This is a genomic window from Pseudoxanthomonas sp. LjRoot127 (genome assembly GCF_964253495.1).
Taxonomy (GTDB): domain Bacteria; phylum Pseudomonadota; class Gammaproteobacteria; order Xanthomonadales; family Xanthomonadaceae; genus Pseudoxanthomonas_A.
Genome location: NZ_CAXUQR020000001.1, coordinates 726,796 through 744,163, shown reverse-complemented (window position 1 = coordinate 744,163; position 17,368 = coordinate 726,796). Strand labels below are relative to the sequence as shown.

The 17,368-nt window shown below is 69.4% G+C and carries 13 protein-coding genes and 1 pseudogene; 7 read left to right on the top strand and 7 right to left on the bottom strand.

Annotated features, from left to right (window positions below; translation table 11 throughout):
• Positions 1-67: 67 nt before the first annotated feature.
• The 3 genes from metX to ACSQ19_RS03580 are packed head-to-tail and all read left to right on the top strand — an operon-like array spanning position 68 to position 3,407.
• Positions 68-1,114 (top strand): homoserine O-succinyltransferase MetX, encoded by a 1,047-nt coding sequence (gene metX / locus ACSQ19_RS03590; RefSeq protein WP_436000078.1) that lies wholly within the window; start codon positions 68-70, stop codon positions 1,112-1,114.
• The gene (locus tag ACSQ19_RS03585) at positions 1,111-2,334 is read left to right on the top strand and encodes an O-succinylhomoserine (thiol)-lyase (RefSeq protein WP_436000076.1); all 1,224 of its coding nucleotides are present in this window, start codon (positions 1,111-1,113) and stop codon (positions 2,332-2,334) included. Before metX ends, ACSQ19_RS03585 begins: the two co-directional genes overlap by 4 nt.
• Positions 2,331-3,407, top strand: a complete 1,077-nt coding sequence (locus tag ACSQ19_RS03580; RefSeq protein WP_436000074.1) for a homoserine dehydrogenase — start codon at positions 2,331-2,333, stop codon at positions 3,405-3,407. Before ACSQ19_RS03585 ends, ACSQ19_RS03580 begins: the two co-directional genes overlap by 4 nt.
• A 110-nt stretch (positions 3,408-3,517) precedes the next feature.
• On the opposite strand, the gene ACSQ19_RS03575 is transcribed toward ACSQ19_RS03580, so the two are convergent.
• The 4 genes from ACSQ19_RS03575 to ACSQ19_RS03560 all read right to left on the bottom strand — a co-directional run bounded on the left by ACSQ19_RS03575 (position 3,518) and on the right by ACSQ19_RS03560 (position 9,904).
• A complete protein-coding gene (locus tag ACSQ19_RS03575) occupies positions 3,518-4,480 on the bottom strand; it encodes an alpha/beta fold hydrolase (RefSeq protein ID WP_436001081.1) in 963 nt (320 codons plus the stop codon).
• Positions 4,481-4,571: 91 nt separating this feature from the next.
• Entirely contained in the window at positions 4,572-7,658 is a 3,087-nt protein-coding gene (locus ACSQ19_RS03570) for a two-component regulator propeller domain-containing protein (protein WP_436000072.1), read from the bottom strand.
• Positions 7,659-8,108: 450 nt separating this feature from the next.
• On the bottom strand, positions 8,109-8,516 hold the full coding sequence (locus ACSQ19_RS03565) for a DUF4279 domain-containing protein (protein WP_296278440.1): 408 nt from the start codon (positions 8,514-8,516) through the stop codon (positions 8,109-8,111).
• A 5-nt stretch (positions 8,517-8,521) separates the two neighbouring features.
• Positions 8,522-9,904 (bottom strand): L-serine ammonia-lyase, encoded by a 1,383-nt coding sequence (locus tag ACSQ19_RS03560; RefSeq protein WP_436000069.1) that lies wholly within the window; start codon positions 9,902-9,904, stop codon positions 8,522-8,524.
• Positions 9,905-9,975: 71 nt separating this feature from the next.
• Between ACSQ19_RS03560 and ACSQ19_RS03555 the strand changes: the two genes are divergently transcribed.
• A complete protein-coding gene (locus ACSQ19_RS03555) occupies positions 9,976-10,203 on the top strand; it encodes a glutaredoxin family protein (protein ID WP_436000067.1) in 228 nt (75 codons plus the stop codon).
• A 91-nt stretch (positions 10,204-10,294) separates the two neighbouring features.
• Positions 10,295-10,918 (top strand): hypothetical protein, encoded by a 624-nt coding sequence (locus ACSQ19_RS03550; RefSeq protein ID WP_436000065.1) that lies wholly within the window; start codon positions 10,295-10,297, stop codon positions 10,916-10,918.
• Here the strand turns inward: ACSQ19_RS03550 and ACSQ19_RS03545 are convergent.
• The 3 genes and pseudogenes from ACSQ19_RS03545 to ACSQ19_RS03535 form a co-directional block, all read right to left on the bottom strand.
• Positions 10,887-11,447 carry a YceI family protein gene (locus ACSQ19_RS03545; RefSeq protein WP_299346029.1) on the bottom strand — a complete coding sequence of 187 codons (561 nt, stop codon included), beginning with the start codon at positions 11,445-11,447 and terminating at the stop codon, positions 10,887-10,889. The genes ACSQ19_RS03550 and ACSQ19_RS03545 overlap by 32 nt on opposite strands.
• A gap of 46 nt (positions 11,448-11,493) precedes the next feature.
• Positions 11,494-12,060 (bottom strand): annotated as a pseudogene (locus ACSQ19_RS03540) (cytochrome b); the annotation flags it as partial.
• Positions 12,057-12,719, bottom strand: coding sequence for a YceI family protein (locus tag ACSQ19_RS03535; RefSeq protein WP_436000063.1), 663 nt, complete (start codon positions 12,717-12,719; stop codon positions 12,057-12,059). The gene ACSQ19_RS03535 and the pseudogene ACSQ19_RS03540, both read right to left, overlap by 4 nt.
• Positions 12,720-12,833: 114 nt before the next feature.
• On the opposite strand from ACSQ19_RS03535, the gene ACSQ19_RS03530 reads away from it, so the two are divergent.
• Both ACSQ19_RS03530 and ACSQ19_RS03525 read left to right on the top strand, forming a co-directional pair.
• Entirely contained in the window at positions 12,834-16,409 is a 3,576-nt protein-coding gene (locus ACSQ19_RS03530) for an ATP-binding protein (protein WP_436000061.1), read from the top strand.
• Positions 16,406-17,368 (top strand): hypothetical protein, encoded by a 963-nt coding sequence (locus ACSQ19_RS03525; RefSeq protein ID WP_436000059.1) that lies wholly within the window; start codon positions 16,406-16,408, stop codon positions 17,366-17,368. Before ACSQ19_RS03530 ends, ACSQ19_RS03525 begins: the two co-directional genes overlap by 4 nt.

Below are 17,368 nucleotides of genomic sequence, written 5' to 3'. Positions count from 1 at the left end.
GAACGCGAGCTCCGCGAAGCTCGGTGGTGCAGTCCCGTCCCGCGAGGGATGCCCACCGGAAGCCGCCATGAGTTACGCCAGTCCCGCGCTGAACCGCTTGCCCGAACCCTCGCCGATCGAGGCGTTTCCGCTGTCTTCCCCGCAGGACGCAGGTCCGCGCGCGCTGCGGGGTGAAGTGGTGGTCGAGCTGGCCATGCGCCATGCCGGCACGCGGGCGGTGACCTTGCGCTACGAACTCCAGGGCGCGACGGGCGCCCCGGTCGTGTTCGTCGCCGGCGGCATCTCTGCGCATCGCCACCTCGCCGCCAGCGACGTGTTCGCCGAAAGCGGGTGGTTGAACGAACTGGTCGGCGCCGACCGCGCGCTGGATCCTTCGCAACGCCAGCTGCTCGCGTTCGACTTCGTCGGCGCCGACGGGCGCCTCGACGCGCCCATCGATACCGCTGACCAGGCCGACGCCATCGCCAAGCTGCTGTCGGCGCTGGGCATCGCGCGCCTGCAGGCCTTCGTCGGCTATTCCTACGGTGCGCTGGTGGGCCTGCAGTTCGCCGTGCGCCATCCGGAACGGCTGGAGAAGCTCATCGCCGTCAGCGGCGCGCACCGCGCCCATCCCTATGCCGCTGCCTGGCGCGCGCTGCAGCGTCGCGCGGTGACGCTGGGCCAGCTGCAGTGCGCCGATGCGCAGGGCCTGTCGCTGGCACGCCAGTTCGCGATGCTGAGCTACCGCACACCGGAGGAATTCGGCGAGCGTTTCGACGCGGCGCCCGAGATCGTCAATGGCCGCGTGCGCGTGGCTGCCGAGGACTATCTGGACGCCGCCGGCGCGCAGTACGTCGCGCGCACGCCGGTGACCGCTTATGTGCGCCTGTCTGAATCCATCGACCTGCACCGCGTCGACCCCGCCGATGTGCGCGTGGCCACCCTGGTGGTCGCGGTGGAAGGCGACCGCCTGGTGCCGCTGTCCGATTCCGTGGCGCTGGTGGAAGGCCTCGGCACGCTGGGCCAGTTGCGCGTGCTGCGCTCGCCCTACGGCCACGACGCCTTCCTGAAAGAAACCGACCGAATCGATTCCATCCTGACCTCGGCCCTGCGCGCCGCCGGAGATTCCGCATGAGCAGCTACGTCCCTACCGATGGCGACGCGCCCTGTCGTCCCGCCACCGCCGCCGTGCGCGCCGGCATCGACCGCGACACCGCCTATGGCGCGGTGACGCCGCCGATCGTGTTGTCGTCCAACTTCAGCTTCGCCGGCTTCGCGCAGAAGCGCGAATACGACTACACCCGCAGCGGCAATCCCACGCGCGACCTGCTGGCCGAAGCGCTGGCCGACCTGGAAGGCGGCGCCGGCGCCGTCGTCACCGCGACCGGCATGGGCGCCATCACGCTGGTGTTGAATGCGCTGCTGGAACCGGGCGACCGCCTGGTCGTGCCGCACGACGCGTACGGCGGCAGCTGGCGCCTGTTCAACGCGCTGGCGAAGAAGGGGCATTTCGAACTCATCACCGCCGACCTGACCGATCCGCGTTCGCTGGCCGATGCGCTGGCGCAGTCGCCGAAGCTGGTGCTGATCGAAACCCCGTCCAACCCGCTGCTGCGGATCACCGACCTGCGCTTCGTCATCGAGGCCGCGCACAAGGCGGGAGCGCGCACGGTGGTGGACAACACCTTCCTGTCGCCGGCGCTGCAGACGCCGATCGCGTTCGGTGCCGACCTCGTGCTGCACTCCACCACCAAGTACATCAACGGCCACAGCGACGTGGTCGGTGGCGCGGTGATCGCGCGCGATGCGGAGACCCATCAGCAGCTGGTGTGGTGGGCGAATGCGCTGGGCCTGACCGGCTCGCCGTTCGACAGCTTCCTGACGCTGCGCGGCCTGCGCACGCTGGACGCACGCCTGCGCGCGCACCAGGAGAACGCCGACGCCATCGCCGCGTTGCTGGAGACGCACCCTGCGGTGTCGAAGGTCTACTTCCCGGGTCTGGCCACGCATCCCGGCCATGCGGTAGCGGCGCGACAGCAGAGGGGCTTCGGCGCGATGCTGAGCCTGGAGCTAGAAGGTGGCGAAGAAGCCGTGCGTGCCTTCGTCGAGGGCCTGCGCTACTTCACCCTGGCCGAATCACTGGGCGGCGTGGAAAGCCTGGTGGCGCATCCGGCCACGATGACGCACGCCGCGATGACGCCGGAAGCGCGCGCCAAGGCCGGCATCTCCGACGGCCTGCTGCGCCTGTCGGTCGGCATCGAAGCGACCGACGACCTGCTGGCGGACATCACTGCCGCACTCGCGCGCGCCGAAGCCGTCGCCGCCGAATCCAAGCGCAAGCTCGCCGACGCATGAGCACGGTCGTCCGGCTTGCGACGGCACCGCGTACCGCGCCGAAGCTGGCGCTGCTCGGCACCGGCGTCGTCGGCAGCGCCTTCGTCGCGCGTTACCAGCGCCTGCAGGAGCGCGCACTGCCGGTGCCGGCCTTGGCCTGGCTGGCCAATTCCCGCGCCCTGCATGCGTGCGGGACTTCGGCACCGCGCGCCCTGCAGGAGGCGAACCAAGCGGCATCCCGCGAGGACGCCATTCCGCCGTGGGCCGAGGGCGAAGCACTGCGACCAGGCGACATCGTGGTCGATGCTACGGCCAGCGATTCGGTGGCCGACTGGCACGTCGAATGGCTGTCGCGCGGCGTGCACGTGGTGACCGCCAACAAGCTCGGCCTCGGGGGCGCATGGCTGCGCGCCGACGCGATCGCTCGCGCACGGGCGGGTTCCGGTGCGCGGTACGGCGACGCCGCCACTGTCGGTGCGGGGTTGCCACTGCTGCGCAGCCTGCGCGCGCTGGTGGACGGAGGCGACCGCATCCATCGCGTCGAAGGCGTGCTGTCGGGCTCGCTGGCATGGCTGTTCAACCAGTACGACGGCATGCGCCCCTTTTCCGGTTTCGTGCGCCAGGCGCGCCAGGCCGGCTACACCGAACCCGATCCGCGACTCGACCTGTCCGGCGAAGACGTCCGCCGCAAGCTGCTGATCCTCGCGCGGGCGGCAGGACTTCCGCTGCAGTCCGACGACGTCCGCGTGGATTCGCTGGTACCCACGGGACTCGCCGCCCTGCGGCTGCCCGCGCTCGATGCCGCGCTCAGCCAGCTGGATGCGCCGCTGGCAGCGCGCTTCAAGGAGGCCTACCGCCATGGCGCGCGGCTGCGCTTCCTCGGCCGTTTCGACCATGCGCGCGCCAGCGTGGGTCTGCAAGCGCTGCCGCTGGATCATCCGCTGTGTGGCGGCGGCGGCACCGACAACCGCGTCGCGATCTACAGCGATCGCTATCCCGAACAGCCGCTCGTCATCCAGGGACCGGGGGCCGGTGCCGATGTCACCGCGGCGGCCTTGCTGGACGACGTGCTGGCGATCAGCGCGTCAGTCTAGAGGAGTGGGGAGTGAGGAGTGCGCGGCAAAGCCGGCAGGGCGGGAGATCATGAGCAAGCGCCTTCGCGCACCCCACTCCGCTCACTGCTGCTTCAAGGCGATGCGCCGGCTCACCTCAACGCGTCAAGCAGGGCGGCGTTGAAACGCGCCGGATCCTCCACCTGCGGCGAGTGGCCAAGCTCGGCGAACTCCACGAGCGTCGCGCCAGGGATCGCTGCTGCTACGCGCCTGCCCAGCACCGGATAGTCGCCGAGTCGCTTCGCGACGTCCGGCGGGGCAAGATCCTTGCCGATGGCGGTGCGATCCTTCTGGCCGATGAAGAGCGCGGTTGGCACCGCGATCTTCGGGAACTCGTAGACCACCGGTTGGTTGAAGACCATGTCCGACGTCAGTGCCTGGCTCCACGCCACGGCCTCGCGCCCGTCGCCGGCATACATGCCGCCCAGCATGCGCACCCAGCGTTCGTAATCCGGCCTCCATTGGCCGGAGTAATACACGGTGCGCTGGTAGTCGCGGATGCTGTCGAAAGTCGTTTTAGACTCCCGCGCATACCAGCCATCGATGCCGCGCCACGGCACGCCTTCGGCCTTCCAGTCCTCAAGGCCGATCGGGTTCACCAGCAGCAGGCGCTCCGTGTCCTCGGGATACTGCAGCGCATAGCGCGCCGCGAGCATCCCGCCCATGGAATGTCCGACCACCGACGCACGTTCGATACCCAGAGCCGCAAGCAATGCATGCGTGTTGGCCGCCAGCTGGCCGAACGAGTAGTGGTAGTGCGGCGGCTTGCTGGATTTGCAGAAGCCGACCTGGTCCGGCACGACGACGCGATATCCGGCGCCGGTCAGGGCGTCGATCGCCGATTCCCAGGTGGCCGCGCAGAAGTTCTTTCCGTGCAACAGCACGACGGTACGGCCGTTCGGCGTGGCCGGCGCGATGTCGAGGTAGGCCATCTCCAGCGGTTGCGCCTGCGAGGTAAAGGCGAAGATCTTGACGGGATGCGGATAGGCGAAGCCCTCCAGGCGCGCGCCATGGCGGGGCAGGGGCTCGGCCTGGGCGACGGCGGCTAGCGACATCGCGACCGTGGCGAGCAGGGCGTGGAGGGTCTTCATGCTGGATCTTCCGCGACATGGCGGGCCAGCGTAGCGCGCACGGCGTGGAGAGGCGTCAAGGCTGCCGCGTGTGCGACGGCAGCCTGTCCGGGTGATGCGGTCCGCGCAGGGCGAGGTGGCCGCGGCGAACGAGTTCGGCGGGATCGCGCCGGACCTGGTCGGCATCGAGCGCGGGCAGCGCCAGCGGCGTGGCTTCGTACAGTGCCCAGCCGTTGCGCCCATGCGCCTTCACCTCGTACAGCGCACGGTCCGCCAGCGAGACGAGTTGCTCCCACCCCAGCAGGTCCGGCGCGCTGGCGAACGGCGGGTAACCGATCACGCCGAGCGATGCCGTCACCTGGAGGCGCGCGCCCGCCACGTCGACGGGCTCTGCGGCGATCGCCAGGCAGATGCGGCGCCCCAGCGCATGCAGTTCGTGGCGTGGCATGGGGCGGAAGACCATGAGGAATTCCTCGCCGCCCCAGCGGATGACGTAGTCGCCGTCGCGCGACAGCGTGCGCAGCCGGTGCGCGACGGTCTGCAGTACGTGGTCGCCCGCCTGGTGGCCGTGGCCATCGTTGATCGACTTGAAATGGTCGATGTCGAGCAGCGCGAACGCCAGCACGTCCACGCCCGCCGCGAAGCCGGGCATGCGCTGGTAATAGGCGATGTCGGCCGGCAACTGGCGGGTCAGGTAGCGACGGTTGTGCAGGCCGGTCAGCGGATCGGTCAGGCTGATCGCTTCCAGCTGGCGGTTCGCCTGCTGCAGGTCGCGCGTGCGCTGCTGCACGAGGCGTTCCAGCGCGACGCGCCGGTTGTGGTGGCGCCGCAGCACCCAGCGGTTGGACAGCAGCACGAGGATCGCGAGTGCGAGCGCGAGCAGCAAGTAGAACCACGGGCTTTCGTAGAAGTACGGGGCGATGGAGAACGCCTGGGTGGCGGCGGCTCGCCCCGACACGCCACTGTTGTTGGTGCCGAGCACTTCGAAGACGTAGCGCCCCGCCGGCAGGTTGGTGTAGGTGGCGCTGCGCTGGTGCGGATCGTCGAGCAGCTTCCACGCGTCATCGTAGCCCTTCAGGCGGTACCGGATGTCGATATGGTCCGAGGCCTGGAAACTGAGGGTGGTGAACTCGAAGCGCAGGTCGCGCGCGCCACTCGGCAAAGACCATTCGGTGGCGCGTTCCGCCGGCCGCCACTCGCCCTGGACCTGTACGCGCTCGATCACCGATTCGGGTACGTAGTCGTTCGCGAGCGACTGGTCGGTCGCCATCACCACCACGCCGTCGCGCGTCGGCAGCCACAGTGTGTTGTCGACCATGAAACCGCGGCTGTTGCCGGCGCCGTTGCAGCAGTCGCCCTTCTGTCCACCATGGCGATCGCCGCGTTCGTTGAGCAATGTCCGCGCCGTCACGCGGAAGGCCGGGTCGTCGGCGGCGGTCAGCAGGTCCGCCACCGGCACGCGGTAGATGCCGCGCAGGCCCGCCGCCCAGAGGAATCCGCGGGCGTCTTCGGCGAAGAAGAACGGCGCGTTCGCCGGGATGCCGCGCTTCTTGTCGAGGCGCGTCCAGCGCTGGCCGTCGAACAGCAGCAGCAGTTCTTCCGACAGCGCCCCCACCAGCCACTGGCCGCCGGCGAGTTCGTGCAGCGAAACGACGTGCGGCGCGTCCAGACCGGTGCCGGTGAACGGCACGGCGATCAGGCGGTCGTCCACGAATTCGTAAAGGCCGCTCTGCGTGCCGACCAGCAGGCGTTCGTCGCGCGTCTCCATCAGCACGCGCACGCGCACGTCGCGCAGGCCCGCGGATTCGCCGTAGTGCTTCAGGCGTCCATCCTGTTCGCGGTACAGGCCCGTGCTGGTGGCGAACCACAGGCGACCGCGGCGGTCGCGCACGATGCCGTTGACTTGGGCGGCATCCATGGCGGCCAGCATTGCCGGCCGTTGCACCCGGCCATCGCGATACAGCGCCGCGCCGTCGCGGGTACCGATCCACGTCTGCCCGTTCTCGGGCAGCAGGCTGTAAGCGGCGGGATGGGGAAGCGCCCGGCCGGGTACCACCGTGCGGAAGCGCCCGGCGTCCAGCACGCTCACGCCGTCGTCGCTACCGACCCACACGCGGCCATCGGGGGCCTGCGCAGCCGACCACAGCAACGGCTGGTGCAGGCCCTCGGCGCGGCTGTATCTGCGCGTCCAGCCATTCCACGCGCGGCTGGCACCTTCGTTGTTGCTGCCGAGCCACAGGTTGGACTCGCGGTCCTCGTAGAACGCCCGGATTTCCGCCAACGGACCCTCGGCCGCGATACGTTCCAGCAGCCGTCCTGCCTGCAGGCGGTAGAGCGTGTCACGAGTGCTCGCCCACAGGATGCCGTCGCGGTCCCCGTAGAGCGCCTGTACGCCTCCGCTGGCCGGTGCCACGTCGCGCTGCGGCTGCCAGTGCTGGCCCACGAGCGCGAACAGGCCGGCATCGCAGCCGGCCCACAGTCGGCCATCGTGGCGCGCCAGCGACGTGACGGTGGCCAGCGCCGCACGCGCAGGCAAGGCGAGGATCCGCTCGCCCGCGCCGTCGAATACGTGCACCCGGCCGCGGCCGCCGACCCAGAGCGCGTCGTCGTCATCCACGTGCAAGGCCAACGCGCCGCCATCATCGAGCGGATGGAGCATCCGCAGCCGATCGGCCGCCACCGTCATGACGCCGCGGTTCGTGGCGACGATCAGGCGGCCGCGGCCATCGCGCGCCAGTGCGCGTACGTCGACCACGCCCGGCGCCTCGCCGGGAGCCAGCGCGATCGTGCGGATGCGGTTGCCTTCGCGCACCGCCAGACCCTGCGGCGTGCCGATCCACAGCCGGCCCTCGCGGTCGGTCTGCAGCGCCTGGATCCAGGTGCTGGGCAGTTCGGGCGTGTTGTCCAGGTCGAAATTGGTGAAGCGCACGCCATCGAAACGGCTCAGGCCCGCCTGCGTGCCGAACCAGAGGTAGCCGGGCTTGTCCTGGGCGATGGCCAGCACGCTGAGCTGGGGCAGGCCCTGTTCCAGGCTCCAGTGGTTGCGGACGTAGTGATGGAACGACTTGGACGGGTCCAGCGCGTGCGCCGTCGGACAAAGCGCGGCCATCCCGCCCAGCAGGGGCAGGCACCAGGCCGCCAGTCGGCGCCGCCACGAGGGCATGCCGCGGCGGGTCTTGTCGACGGGGTCGGACAGGACGCGTCTCCGGTAAGTGGGTTTACCAAGAACGGTATCGGCGCGGGGCGGCCGCGCTAAAGGGCCGGGAATCCCCGCCCACCCAGGGTCGCCTCGCGGTCGTGAAAACGCGGTGGGTGCCGCTGTGTGGCCAGCCTGGCCGAGATCCAGTACCCCGGTCGCGCTGTGTCCTACCCGGACTGCATGGGAGCCGGATCCGTTCGTGGTGAGCCTGTCGAACCAACCTCTTTGTGAGGAGTTGGCAGGGACGTCGTGGCCCGGGTAAGGCCGAAGGCCCGACCCGGTGAGCCACGTGAACTGCAATTCGGAAGGCCATGCCCCGCACGTTCGCGGGTCTATCGGACCCCGGATGCGCTCCGCTTGCTTGGACTACCCTGGCGTGAGCGCGAATGGATCGCCTGCGTGCCGGCCAACCTCTCATCCATTCGGGTTGTAGATGTCGAAATCCAATGAAATACCCCTCTCTCCCAGGGCGAGGAGCACTTTCGCCGAAAGCGGCAAGCCATCATTGAAACTCTCCATGAAGATGCCGCAGAACACGTCTGGCTTGTAGCGGGACAAAGACGCCCAAATGCCTGAATCGGAGGGGAGCTGCTCCAAGAGTTCGACGATCTGCGCCTCGAGATTCTCGGGTTCGCGACGCTCGGCGTGGAGTCTCCAGCTTCCTCGCTTGGCTAGGCGCACGACACCGGCTCTGCGACTGATGTCATCGCCCTTGCGGCAGGACTCGGTTGGGGCGACGCCCAGCAGTGCGGTGATTTCCTCGGGTACGAGATCTTCCCCGAAGAATCGAAGCGTCGCCTCCGAGTGGTGGAGCGTGCCCATCGGATCTAGCACTCGATGACGTTCACCGCCAGCCCGCCGCGGCTGGTTTCCTTGTACTTGTCCTGCATGTCGCGCCCGGTGTCGCGCATGGTCTTGATCACCTTGTCGAGCGAGACCTTGTGCTTGCCGTCGCCGCGCATCGCCATGCGGCTGGCGTTGATCGCCTTCACCGCGCCCATCGCGTTGCGCTCGATGCACGGGATCTGCACCAGGCCGCCGATCGGGTCGCAGGTCAGGCCCAGATTGTGCTCCATGCCGATCTCCGCCGCGTTCTCGACCTGGCTCGGGCTGCCGCCCAGTGCCGCGACCAATCCGCCGGCCGCCATCGAACAGGCCACGCCCACCTCACCCTGGCAGCCGACTTCGGCGCCGCTGATGCTGGCGTTCTCCTTGTAGAGGATGCCGATGGCCGCGGCGGTGAGCAGGAAGTCGAACACCCGCTGCTCGCTGTTGCCCGGGCAGAAGCGGTCGTAGTAGTGCAGCACCGCCGGGATGATGCCGGCCGCACCGTTGGTGGGCGCGGTGACCACGCGGCCGCCGGCGGCGTTCTCCTCGTTCACCGCCAGCGCATACAGGTTGACCCAGTCCAGCACGGTCAGCGGATCGCGCATCGCGGCTTCCGGCTTGCTGGACAACTCGCGATGCAGCGTCGGTGCACGGCGTGACACGTGCAGGCCGCCGGGCAGCGTGCCTTCCTCGCGGATGCCGCGCGCCATGCACGACTGCATCGCGTTCCAGATCGCGCGCAGGCCGTCGCGGATCTCGTCCTCGCTGCGCCAGGCCTTCTCGTTCTCGAACATCAGCGCGGCGATGCTCAGACCGCTGCGCTGGCACTGCGCCAGCAACTCGTCGCCACTCTTGAACGGGTACGGCAGTGGCGTCTCGTCAGCGACGATGCGGTCCACCGCCGCGTCGTCCTGGTTGACGACGAAACCGCCGCCGACCGAGTAGTAGTCGCGCGTGGCGATCACCTCGTCGTTCGCATCGAAGGCAGTGAAACGCATGCCGTTGGTGTGGTACGGCAGCTTCTGCCGCTTGTTCATCAGCAGGTCGCGCTTCTCGTCGAAGGCGACCTCGTGCATACCGCCCAGCAGGATGCGCTTGCCGGTGCGGATGCGCTCCAGCGCCGGCGGGATGATGTCCGGATCGATCTCGTTGGGATAGTGGCCTTCCAGGCCCATCAGCACCGCCTTGTCGGTGCCGTGCCCGCGACCGGTCAGGGCGAGTGAGCCGAACACTTCGGCACGGATCCGCACCACGTCCTGCAGGCGCCCGGCGTCGACCAGCCAGCGCGCGACGAAGCGCGCCGCGGCGCGCATCGGCCCGACCGTATGCGAGGAACTCGGACCAATGCCGATTTTGAACAGGTCGAACGTGCTGACTGCCATGTTGCGGGCCGCTTCGGAAAGGCAGCTATTCTAAGCGGGTAGACGCGCGCCGCCCGTCATTCCCGGCCACGATGTCCCTGATCCTCTACCAGCGCGACGATTGCCACCTGTGCGACCTTGCACTCGATACGCTCGCCCATGCACGCATTCCCGAGTTCGAAAGCGTTTTCATCGACGGTGACGACGCGCTGGAAGTGCGCTACGGCATCCGCGTGCCCGTGCTGCATCGCAGCGACACGGGTGCGGAGTTGGACTGGCCTTTCGGCATCGAGGCCTTGGTGGCATTTGTGCAGCGCTGAAGCTGTCAGTCCGCGAAACGGTCGCTGCACGCGACATCCCGGCGTGAGCGTGGCGGGCTAGGCTGGCGTCGTCTGTGCACGGGGGTTCCCGATGGGTCGGATGCGATGGGCGTTGCTGGCGCTGGCCGTAGTCGCGATCTGCGCGCAGAACGCCCGCGGCCAAACCCCGGGCGAAGACGACGCGGCCTTGCGCCGCATGCACGACGCCTTCGTCGAGGCCTTCATCGACAGCCAGGGATTCGGCAAGCGGCGGGTCACGCCGATGATGGCGCGCATGCGCCACTACCAGTTCGAAGGTGTAGGCGAGAAAGGGCGCTGCGTGTTCGACGTCGAACTGGTGGGCGTCGCCCGGCACGATCCCCCCGTCGTCCATCGCGCGGGATTCATGGGCTTCCAGCATCGCGACGACGATGCCGCAATGCCCGCATTACCCACATCGACCCGTACGCTGCAGGCATGGGAACGCGAGGCCCTGGCCCGGTTGATCGGTGGCACCGATATCGTGGTGCAGGCAGGACCAGGCGGCGAGCGCGCGATGGGACCCATCCGCGCCCGCCCGGATTGCCTGGCGTGCCATCGCTACCATCGCGAGGGCGATGTATTGGGCGCCCTCAGTTACGGGCTGGGCCGCATCACCTTGGCGCCGGATGCGACGGACCGGCGCGACTGCCGGCCCCAAGGGATCAACGCGGCTTCAGCACGACCTTCGTACTGATCGCGACGTCGTTCGGGATGGTCGAGGTGTCCGCCCAGTCGCCGCCGCCGACGCCGAAGTCGAGCCGCTTCACCGTCGCCTTTCCGGTCAGCACCGGCTGCGCACCGGGGGTCCAGGTGAACGTCAGCGTCACCGGCTTGCTGGCGCCGCGCAGCGTGAGGGTGCCGTCGGCCGCGTACTGGTTGCCGCCCAGCGCGCGGAACTTGGTCGCCGTGTAGCGCGCCTGCGCGAACTTGCCCACGTTGAAGAAATCGCTCGACACCAGCGTGTCGTCGCGGTCCTTGTTTCCGGTCTGCGTGCCGGCCAGCTGGATGGCGACGTCTAGCTTGCTGGTGGCCAGCTGCTTGGGGTCGAAGCTCATCGTGGTGGCGAAGCTGCCGAACTTGCCGGTGAAGGTTTCGCCCTGGTAGTTGCTGGCGAACACCAGCGTCGAGCCGGGGGCCTGTACGTAGTCGGCCGCTGCCGCGTGTCCTGCGGTGGCGAGCAACAGGGAGACGAGCGCGAGGCGTGCGCGATCAGGGGTTTTCATCGGGAGAATCCTGCGGAGTGGGGGAAGAGGGAGAAGGCACTGCCGCCGGTGCCGGCGCAAGGGCCCTGCGGCGCCCCGGCAGCATGCGGGTGAGCGTGGCATCGCCCTGGAACAGGTGGTGGTACAGCGCGGCGCCGGCGTGCGCCAGCACCAGCGCCACGAGCACCCAGAACAGCAGCTCGTGCGCGCCTTCGGCCGCTTCGTGCACGCCATCGTTGCGGCCCGTGATCGCCGGCAGGTTGAAGAGCTTGAACCACTGCAGCGGATAGCCTGCGGACGAGTTCAGCACCCAGCCCGACAGCGGGATGGCGAACAGCAGCGCGTACAACAGGAAGTGCGTCACCGATGCCACGCGCTGCTGCCACGTCGGCGTGCCGGCGACCGGGGAGGGCGCGCCGGCATACATGCGCCACAGCACGCGCAGCACGACCAGCGCCAGGATGGTCAGGCCGATCGACTTGTGCAGCGCATAGATGTCGATCTTGCGCGGCCCGTTGGGCAGGTCGCCCATGGTCAGGCCCAGGTAGGCCATCACCAGGATCAGCACCACGATCACCCAATGGAACAGTTGGCTGACGGCGCCCCAGCGCTCGTCGGTGTTCTTGAGGGTCATGGCGTCGGCTCCGGTGGCGAGGGGGAAGGGGGCGGCGCGGCATCGGCGTCGTCGGCCTTGCCATCGTAGGTCGCTTCCGCTTCGATGCGCAGCGTCACTTCGTCGCCGATCACCGACTTCCACGCGGTGATGCCGAAATCGGCGCGGCTGAGCGTGGTGGTGGCGGAGAAGCCGACCGTGCGGCGGAACGGCGGCATCGGATGGCGCTTGGCGGCGTTGAGGGTGACGTCGAGGACGATCTCGCGCGTCACGCCGCGCAGGCTGAGGTCGCCATGCACCTTCGCATGCGTCGCATCGACGGGTTCGATGCGCGTGGAGACGAAGCGCGCGTCGGGGTGCGCTTCCGCGTCCAGCAACGACTTCGCCAGCGTCGCCTTGTTCCAGTCGGCATCGCCCAGGTCGATGCGCGCGATCGGCACGCGCACATCGACACGCGCGTGCGTCCAGTCATCGGGGTCGAACACCACCGTGCCGGTGCTCCCCGACACGGTGCCGAGCGCATGGGAGAAGCCGGCATGCGAAATCGCGAACATCACCCGCGTGTGCACCGGGTCCAGCCGGTATTCCGCGCGCGCGTCGCGCGCGGAGGCCAGTGCGGGCAGCAGCGCCAGCAGGCAGAGGCTGCGCACCAGCAGGCGGCGGGGGGTCGATCCGGGCATGGGGACGGATTCTAGGGGCCGGCCCATGAAGATACCCCGCTTGCGCCTGCAACGGTCCGTTGCGACGATGCCCGGCAGGGGTGACCAGGGAACGAGGGGCGGGCAGGAATGGCGATGCGTGCGTGCTGGTGGCTGCTGTTCTGCCTGTTGTGCGCGCCCGCGCTCGCGCCGGCTGCGGTACCCGAGATTCCCCGCTTCCGCCTGTTGGGTGCGGGCGATGGCCTGCCGTCCACCACCATTCCGGCGCTTGCCCGCGATCGCGCGGGCCACCTGTGGGTCGCCACGTGGGATGGCCTGGCGCGCTACGACGGCGTCAGCTTCAAGGTCTGGCGGCATGATCCCGCCGATCCGGCATCGCTGCCCGGCAACGTGGTGCAGGCGCTGCACATCGACGCCGCGGACCGCATCTGGGTGGCGACCGAGAACGGCGGACTCAGCATGATGGATGTCGACCGTCGCGGGTTCCGCCATTACCGCCAGGCGCAGTACCCGCAGATGGGCAGCGATGACGTGTTCGCCATCACCAGCCGCGGCGCCGAACTCTGGTTCGGCACGTTCGGCGGCGGCCTGCACCGGCTCGCCGCCGACGGTCGCATCACCCGCTTCGCGGCGGCGGCCGAGGGAAGCGATGGCCTGCCGTCCGACAACGTGCTGTCGCTGGCCTTCGACGCGCGGGGCACGCTGTGGGTCGGCACCATGGGCGGCCTGGCCCGTCTTGAAGGTGGCCGGCTGCGCCGGTTGGCGCTGCCGGGCGGCGAGGGCCTGATCATCTACTCGGTGACCGCCGACGGCGGTGCGATGTGGGTCGGCGCGGCCGACGGCGTGCATCGCTGGACGCCTGACGGGCGCTGGGTGTCGCCGCCGTGGTCGCCCATGTTCGCGCGCCCCAATGCGCTGATCGCGATGACCAGCGACGGCCAGGGCGAGTACTGGCTGGCCAGCCAGGGCGGCCTGTGGCGCACCGAAGGCGATCGTGCGCCGGCGCCGGTGAACTACGACGCGCAGAACGTGGGCATCGGCCGCGTGCTGCAGACCGTGCTGGCGTTGCCGGACGGTGGACTGTGGGTGCCGGTACCCACGCGCGGGCTGGCTTACCTGCGTTCGGACTGGCGACGCATCGCGGCCTTCTCGTCGGCGCAGGGACTGGGCGGCGGACTCTACCGCGGCCTGTCGCAGGCGGGCGCCGACGGCCTCTGGATCGCCAGCAGCACGGGCAAGGTCGAACGCCTGGACACGCGCAGCGGCCATGTCGTGCCGTTGCCGCACCATGCCGCGGCACTGGGGGAACTGCGGCTCACCTCGTTGCGGCAGGATCGACGGGGGCATCTGTGGATCGGCCATCGCAGCGGCCTGATCCGGATCGATCCCCGCACCGGCGCCTCGCGGCAGTGGGGGCAGGAGGGCGAGGACGCCGTTCCCGACAATACCTCGATCGACTGGCTGGTCGAGGCACCGGACGACACGCTGTGGCTGGTCTCGCAGATGGGCAGCGTGCAGCAGCGCGACATCGCCAGCGGTCGCGTGCTTCGCACGGTCGCCAAGCAGGAGGACGGCGGCGGATTGCCGGACATCGAAGGCATTGCTGTGGCGCCCGACGGCCACGTCTGGCTCGGTGGCGCCGCCGGCATGATGGTCTGGGATGCGGCGGCAGGCCGGTTTGTCGCGCAGGGCGCGATGGGTCGCGAGCGGGTGTACGCATTCGCGTTCGAGCATGCCGACCGGCTGTGGCTGCATCGCCTCTCGGGCGTGGAGGCGTGGCGCCGCGAGGGCGGCCGCTGGGTACGCGAACGGCTGATCGGGGCCGAACAGGGATTGCCGGCGGTCGAGTCGACGGGACTGGCCGTGGATCCGCAGCGACGGGTCTGGCTGGGCACCCGGCGTGGCCTGTTCCGCATCGATCCCAACCTGCAGGGATCGCGCGCGCTGCTGCGCAACTTCGGCGTGCGCGAAGGGCTGCTGAGCCAGGAGCTCAACGACCGCGGCCTGCTGATGACCGCCGACGGCCTGTTGGCCACCACCGCAGCGGACGGTTCGGTCGCGCTGCTGGACACGCAGCTGCCGGATCCGAAACCGGTGACTCCCAACCTGGTGCTGGACAGCCTGCAGGTGAGCCGCGGCGACGACGTGGTCCACCTGCGGATAGACCAGCCCCTGGAACTGCAGCCCGAAGACCACGAACTGCTCGTCGGCACGAGACTGCTGAGCTACGAGAATCCGCTGGGCAACCGCTACCGTTCGCTGCTGGAAGGCTTCGACAGCGGCTGGATGGACCAGGGCGCGAGCGGCGAGCGCGTGTTCTCCGCGCTGACGCCCGGCCGCTACCGGCTGCGCGTCCAGGCCTACGACGCCGCCGGCAATGCGTCGCGCGAACTGGTGCTGTCCCTGCACGTACTGCCGCCGTGGTGGCGCAGTGCGTGGGGCATGGCGATGTTTGCCGTGGTCGGCGTGCTGCTGCTGCTTTTCGCCGCGGCGGCGTATCGCCGGCGCGTGCGTCGCCGCAGTGCGTGGCAGCTGGCCGAACACAAGCGCGAACTGGCCGAACAGGCCTCGCTGGCCAAGACCCGCTTCCTCGCCACGCTGGGCCACGAGATCCGCACGCCGATGACGGGCGTGCTGGGCATGACCGAGCTGCTGCAGGCCACGCCGCTGGACGAACGCCAGCGCGGCTATGCCGATGCAATCCAGCGGGCGGGCACGCACCTGCTGCGGCTGGTCAACGATGCGCTGGACCTGGCGAAGATCGAAGCGGGCAAGCTGGAGCTGCAGCAGGTGGAGTTCGACCTGCATGCGCTCCTCGCCGACGTGGTCGCGCTGATGGGGTCGGTGGCGGGCAAGCGCGGGCTCGCGTTCCATGACGGCGTCGCCGCGGGCGTGCCGAGGCTGGTGCGTGGCGATCCGCTGCGGCTGCGGCAGATTCTGCTCAACCTGCTGGGCAATGCGATCAAGTTCACCGAGGCCGGCCATGTGTCCCTGCACGCGGTGCCGCTGTCGCCGCACGGGGTGCGGCTGACGGTGGGCGATACCGGCCCCGGCATCAACGCCGAACAGCAGGCGCGGCTGTTCCGTCGGTTCGAACAGGCGGAAGGCGCGCAGACCACGGCGCGTTACGGCGGCAGCGGGCTGGGCCTGGCGATCTGCCAGGAACTGGCGGTCGCCATGGGGGGGCGCATCGACGTGGACAGCGCTCCGGGCAAGGGCACGCGCTTCTCGGTCGACCTGCCCGCGCTGCAGCCGCTCGCGACCGACCCGGCCGGGGACGCGACGCCGGCCGAAGCGGTATCGGCCCCGGTCGATGTCGGCACGCTGGACATCCTGCTGGTCGAAGACGATGTGACCGTGTCCGAGGTGGTGGCGGGGCTGCTGCGCGCGCGCGGCCACCGCGTGACGCATGCGCCGCATGGATTGGCCGCGCTGACGGAGGTGGTGACCACGGTATTCGACGTGGCCTTCCTCGATCTGGACCTGCCGGGCCTGGACGGCATGGCGCTGGCCCGCCAGTTGCGGCTGCACGGCATGACCACGCCCTTGATCGCCCTGACCGCACGCACCGATGCGGAAGCCGAGCCGCTGGCGCGACAGGCCGGGTTCGACGATTTCGTGCGCAAGCCCGTCACCGGCGACATGCTGGCTGCCGTGATCGCGGCGCAGGTCGCGCGCGGGGCATCCGGAGTACGGGAGGACATGCCGTGAGGGCGTTCAGCCGCTGCCTGGGTGTGCTCGCGTTCGGCCTGCTGGCCGCGACGGCGCGTGCGGAAACGCCCGAACCGCCATTGCTGGGCGACTACATCACCGCGACCCGCGCGTTGTATCCGCTGCGCGTGCAGGGCTGGGAGGCGATCGGCGAGAAGCGGTACGAGCAGCAGGAACTGGGCGTGTCGGTGCGCTACCAGGACTCGCGCCAGCCGGACCGCTGGATGGATCTGTACCTGTATCCCGCCGGCGTTGTGTTCGATCCGGTGTTCGAGCGTGCGTTCCAGCAGGGGGTCGACGAGATCGTGCAGATCGCGCGGGGTCGCAACGCGGGTGAGGTGCGGCTCGGCGAAAGCCGTACCTTCGAAACCGCGCCGGTGGGGGGACAGGACATGCTCGGCGCCATGGCGGTGAAGGCGCGCTCGTTCGCGATGGAAGTCCCGATGCGCGAGAAGCGCTATCGCTCGGCGCTCGCGATGACCGTCCGCGACCTCTACTTCATCAAGGTGCGCTACAGCGTCGAAGCCGACAGTACGTCGGACGACGAGGTCCAGCGCCAGGCCGAGGCGTTCCTCGCCGGCTTCGCGGCGGACGTCCGCGTGCTCAATACGGGGCGCTGCCGACAGGTGCTGCAGGTGCGCGGCATGCCGAGTGGCGACGCCCGGCTCGATACCGTCCTGGCCAGCACCCATGAGGGGCGCGAGGACGAGATGTGGATCGCCGACGATGCGGTCTACCTGCGTCCGGCCGTCATCGCGCGGAAGGACCAGGCGGAGACGCTGCGGCAGGAAGCACAAGCGGTCCGCGACCTGTTGCGCGGCCGCTGCGTGGCGCCCGACGCGATGGAGATCACCGTGCCCGACGGCATGCGCGAGATCCGCTTCGAATACCGCCTGCCGGCCGAACGTACCGACGGCACCACGCCGCGCCTGCGGAGTCCGCGGTCGGGTCTGGGGTGA

Bases quoted from the DNA above. Each gene is read 5' to 3' on its own strand.
- metX (WP_436000078.1), top strand. From the start codon at position 68: ATGAGTTACGCCAGTCCCGCGCTGAACCGCTTGCCCGAACCCTCGCCG.
- ACSQ19_RS03585 (WP_436000076.1), top strand. From the start codon at position 1,111: ATGAGCAGCTACGTCCCTACCGATGGCGACGCGCCCTGTCGTCCCGCC.
- ACSQ19_RS03580 (WP_436000074.1), top strand. From the start codon at position 2,331: ATGAGCACGGTCGTCCGGCTTGCGACGGCACCGCGTACCGCGCCGAAG.
- ACSQ19_RS03575 (WP_436001081.1), bottom strand. From the start codon at position 4,480: ATGTCGCTAGCCGCCGTCGCCCAGGCCGAGCCCCTGCCCCGCCATGGC.
- ACSQ19_RS03570 (WP_436000072.1), bottom strand. From the start codon at position 7,658: ATGCCCTCGTGGCGGCGCCGACTGGCGGCCTGGTGCCTGCCCCTGCTG.
- ACSQ19_RS03565 (WP_296278440.1), bottom strand. From the start codon at position 8,516: ATGGGCACGCTCCACCACTCGGAGGCGACGCTTCGATTCTTCGGGGAA.
- ACSQ19_RS03560 (WP_436000069.1), bottom strand. From the start codon at position 9,904: ATGGCAGTCAGCACGTTCGACCTGTTCAAAATCGGCATTGGTCCGAGT.
- ACSQ19_RS03555 (WP_436000067.1), top strand. From the start codon at position 9,976: ATGTCCCTGATCCTCTACCAGCGCGACGATTGCCACCTGTGCGACCTT.
- ACSQ19_RS03550 (WP_436000065.1), top strand. From the start codon at position 10,295: ATGGGTCGGATGCGATGGGCGTTGCTGGCGCTGGCCGTAGTCGCGATC.
- ACSQ19_RS03545 (WP_299346029.1), bottom strand. From the start codon at position 11,447: ATGAAAACCCCTGATCGCGCACGCCTCGCGCTCGTCTCCCTGTTGCTC.
- ACSQ19_RS03535 (WP_436000063.1), bottom strand. From the start codon at position 12,719: ATGCCCGGATCGACCCCCCGCCGCCTGCTGGTGCGCAGCCTCTGCCTG.
- ACSQ19_RS03530 (WP_436000061.1), top strand. From the start codon at position 12,834: ATGCGTGCGTGCTGGTGGCTGCTGTTCTGCCTGTTGTGCGCGCCCGCG.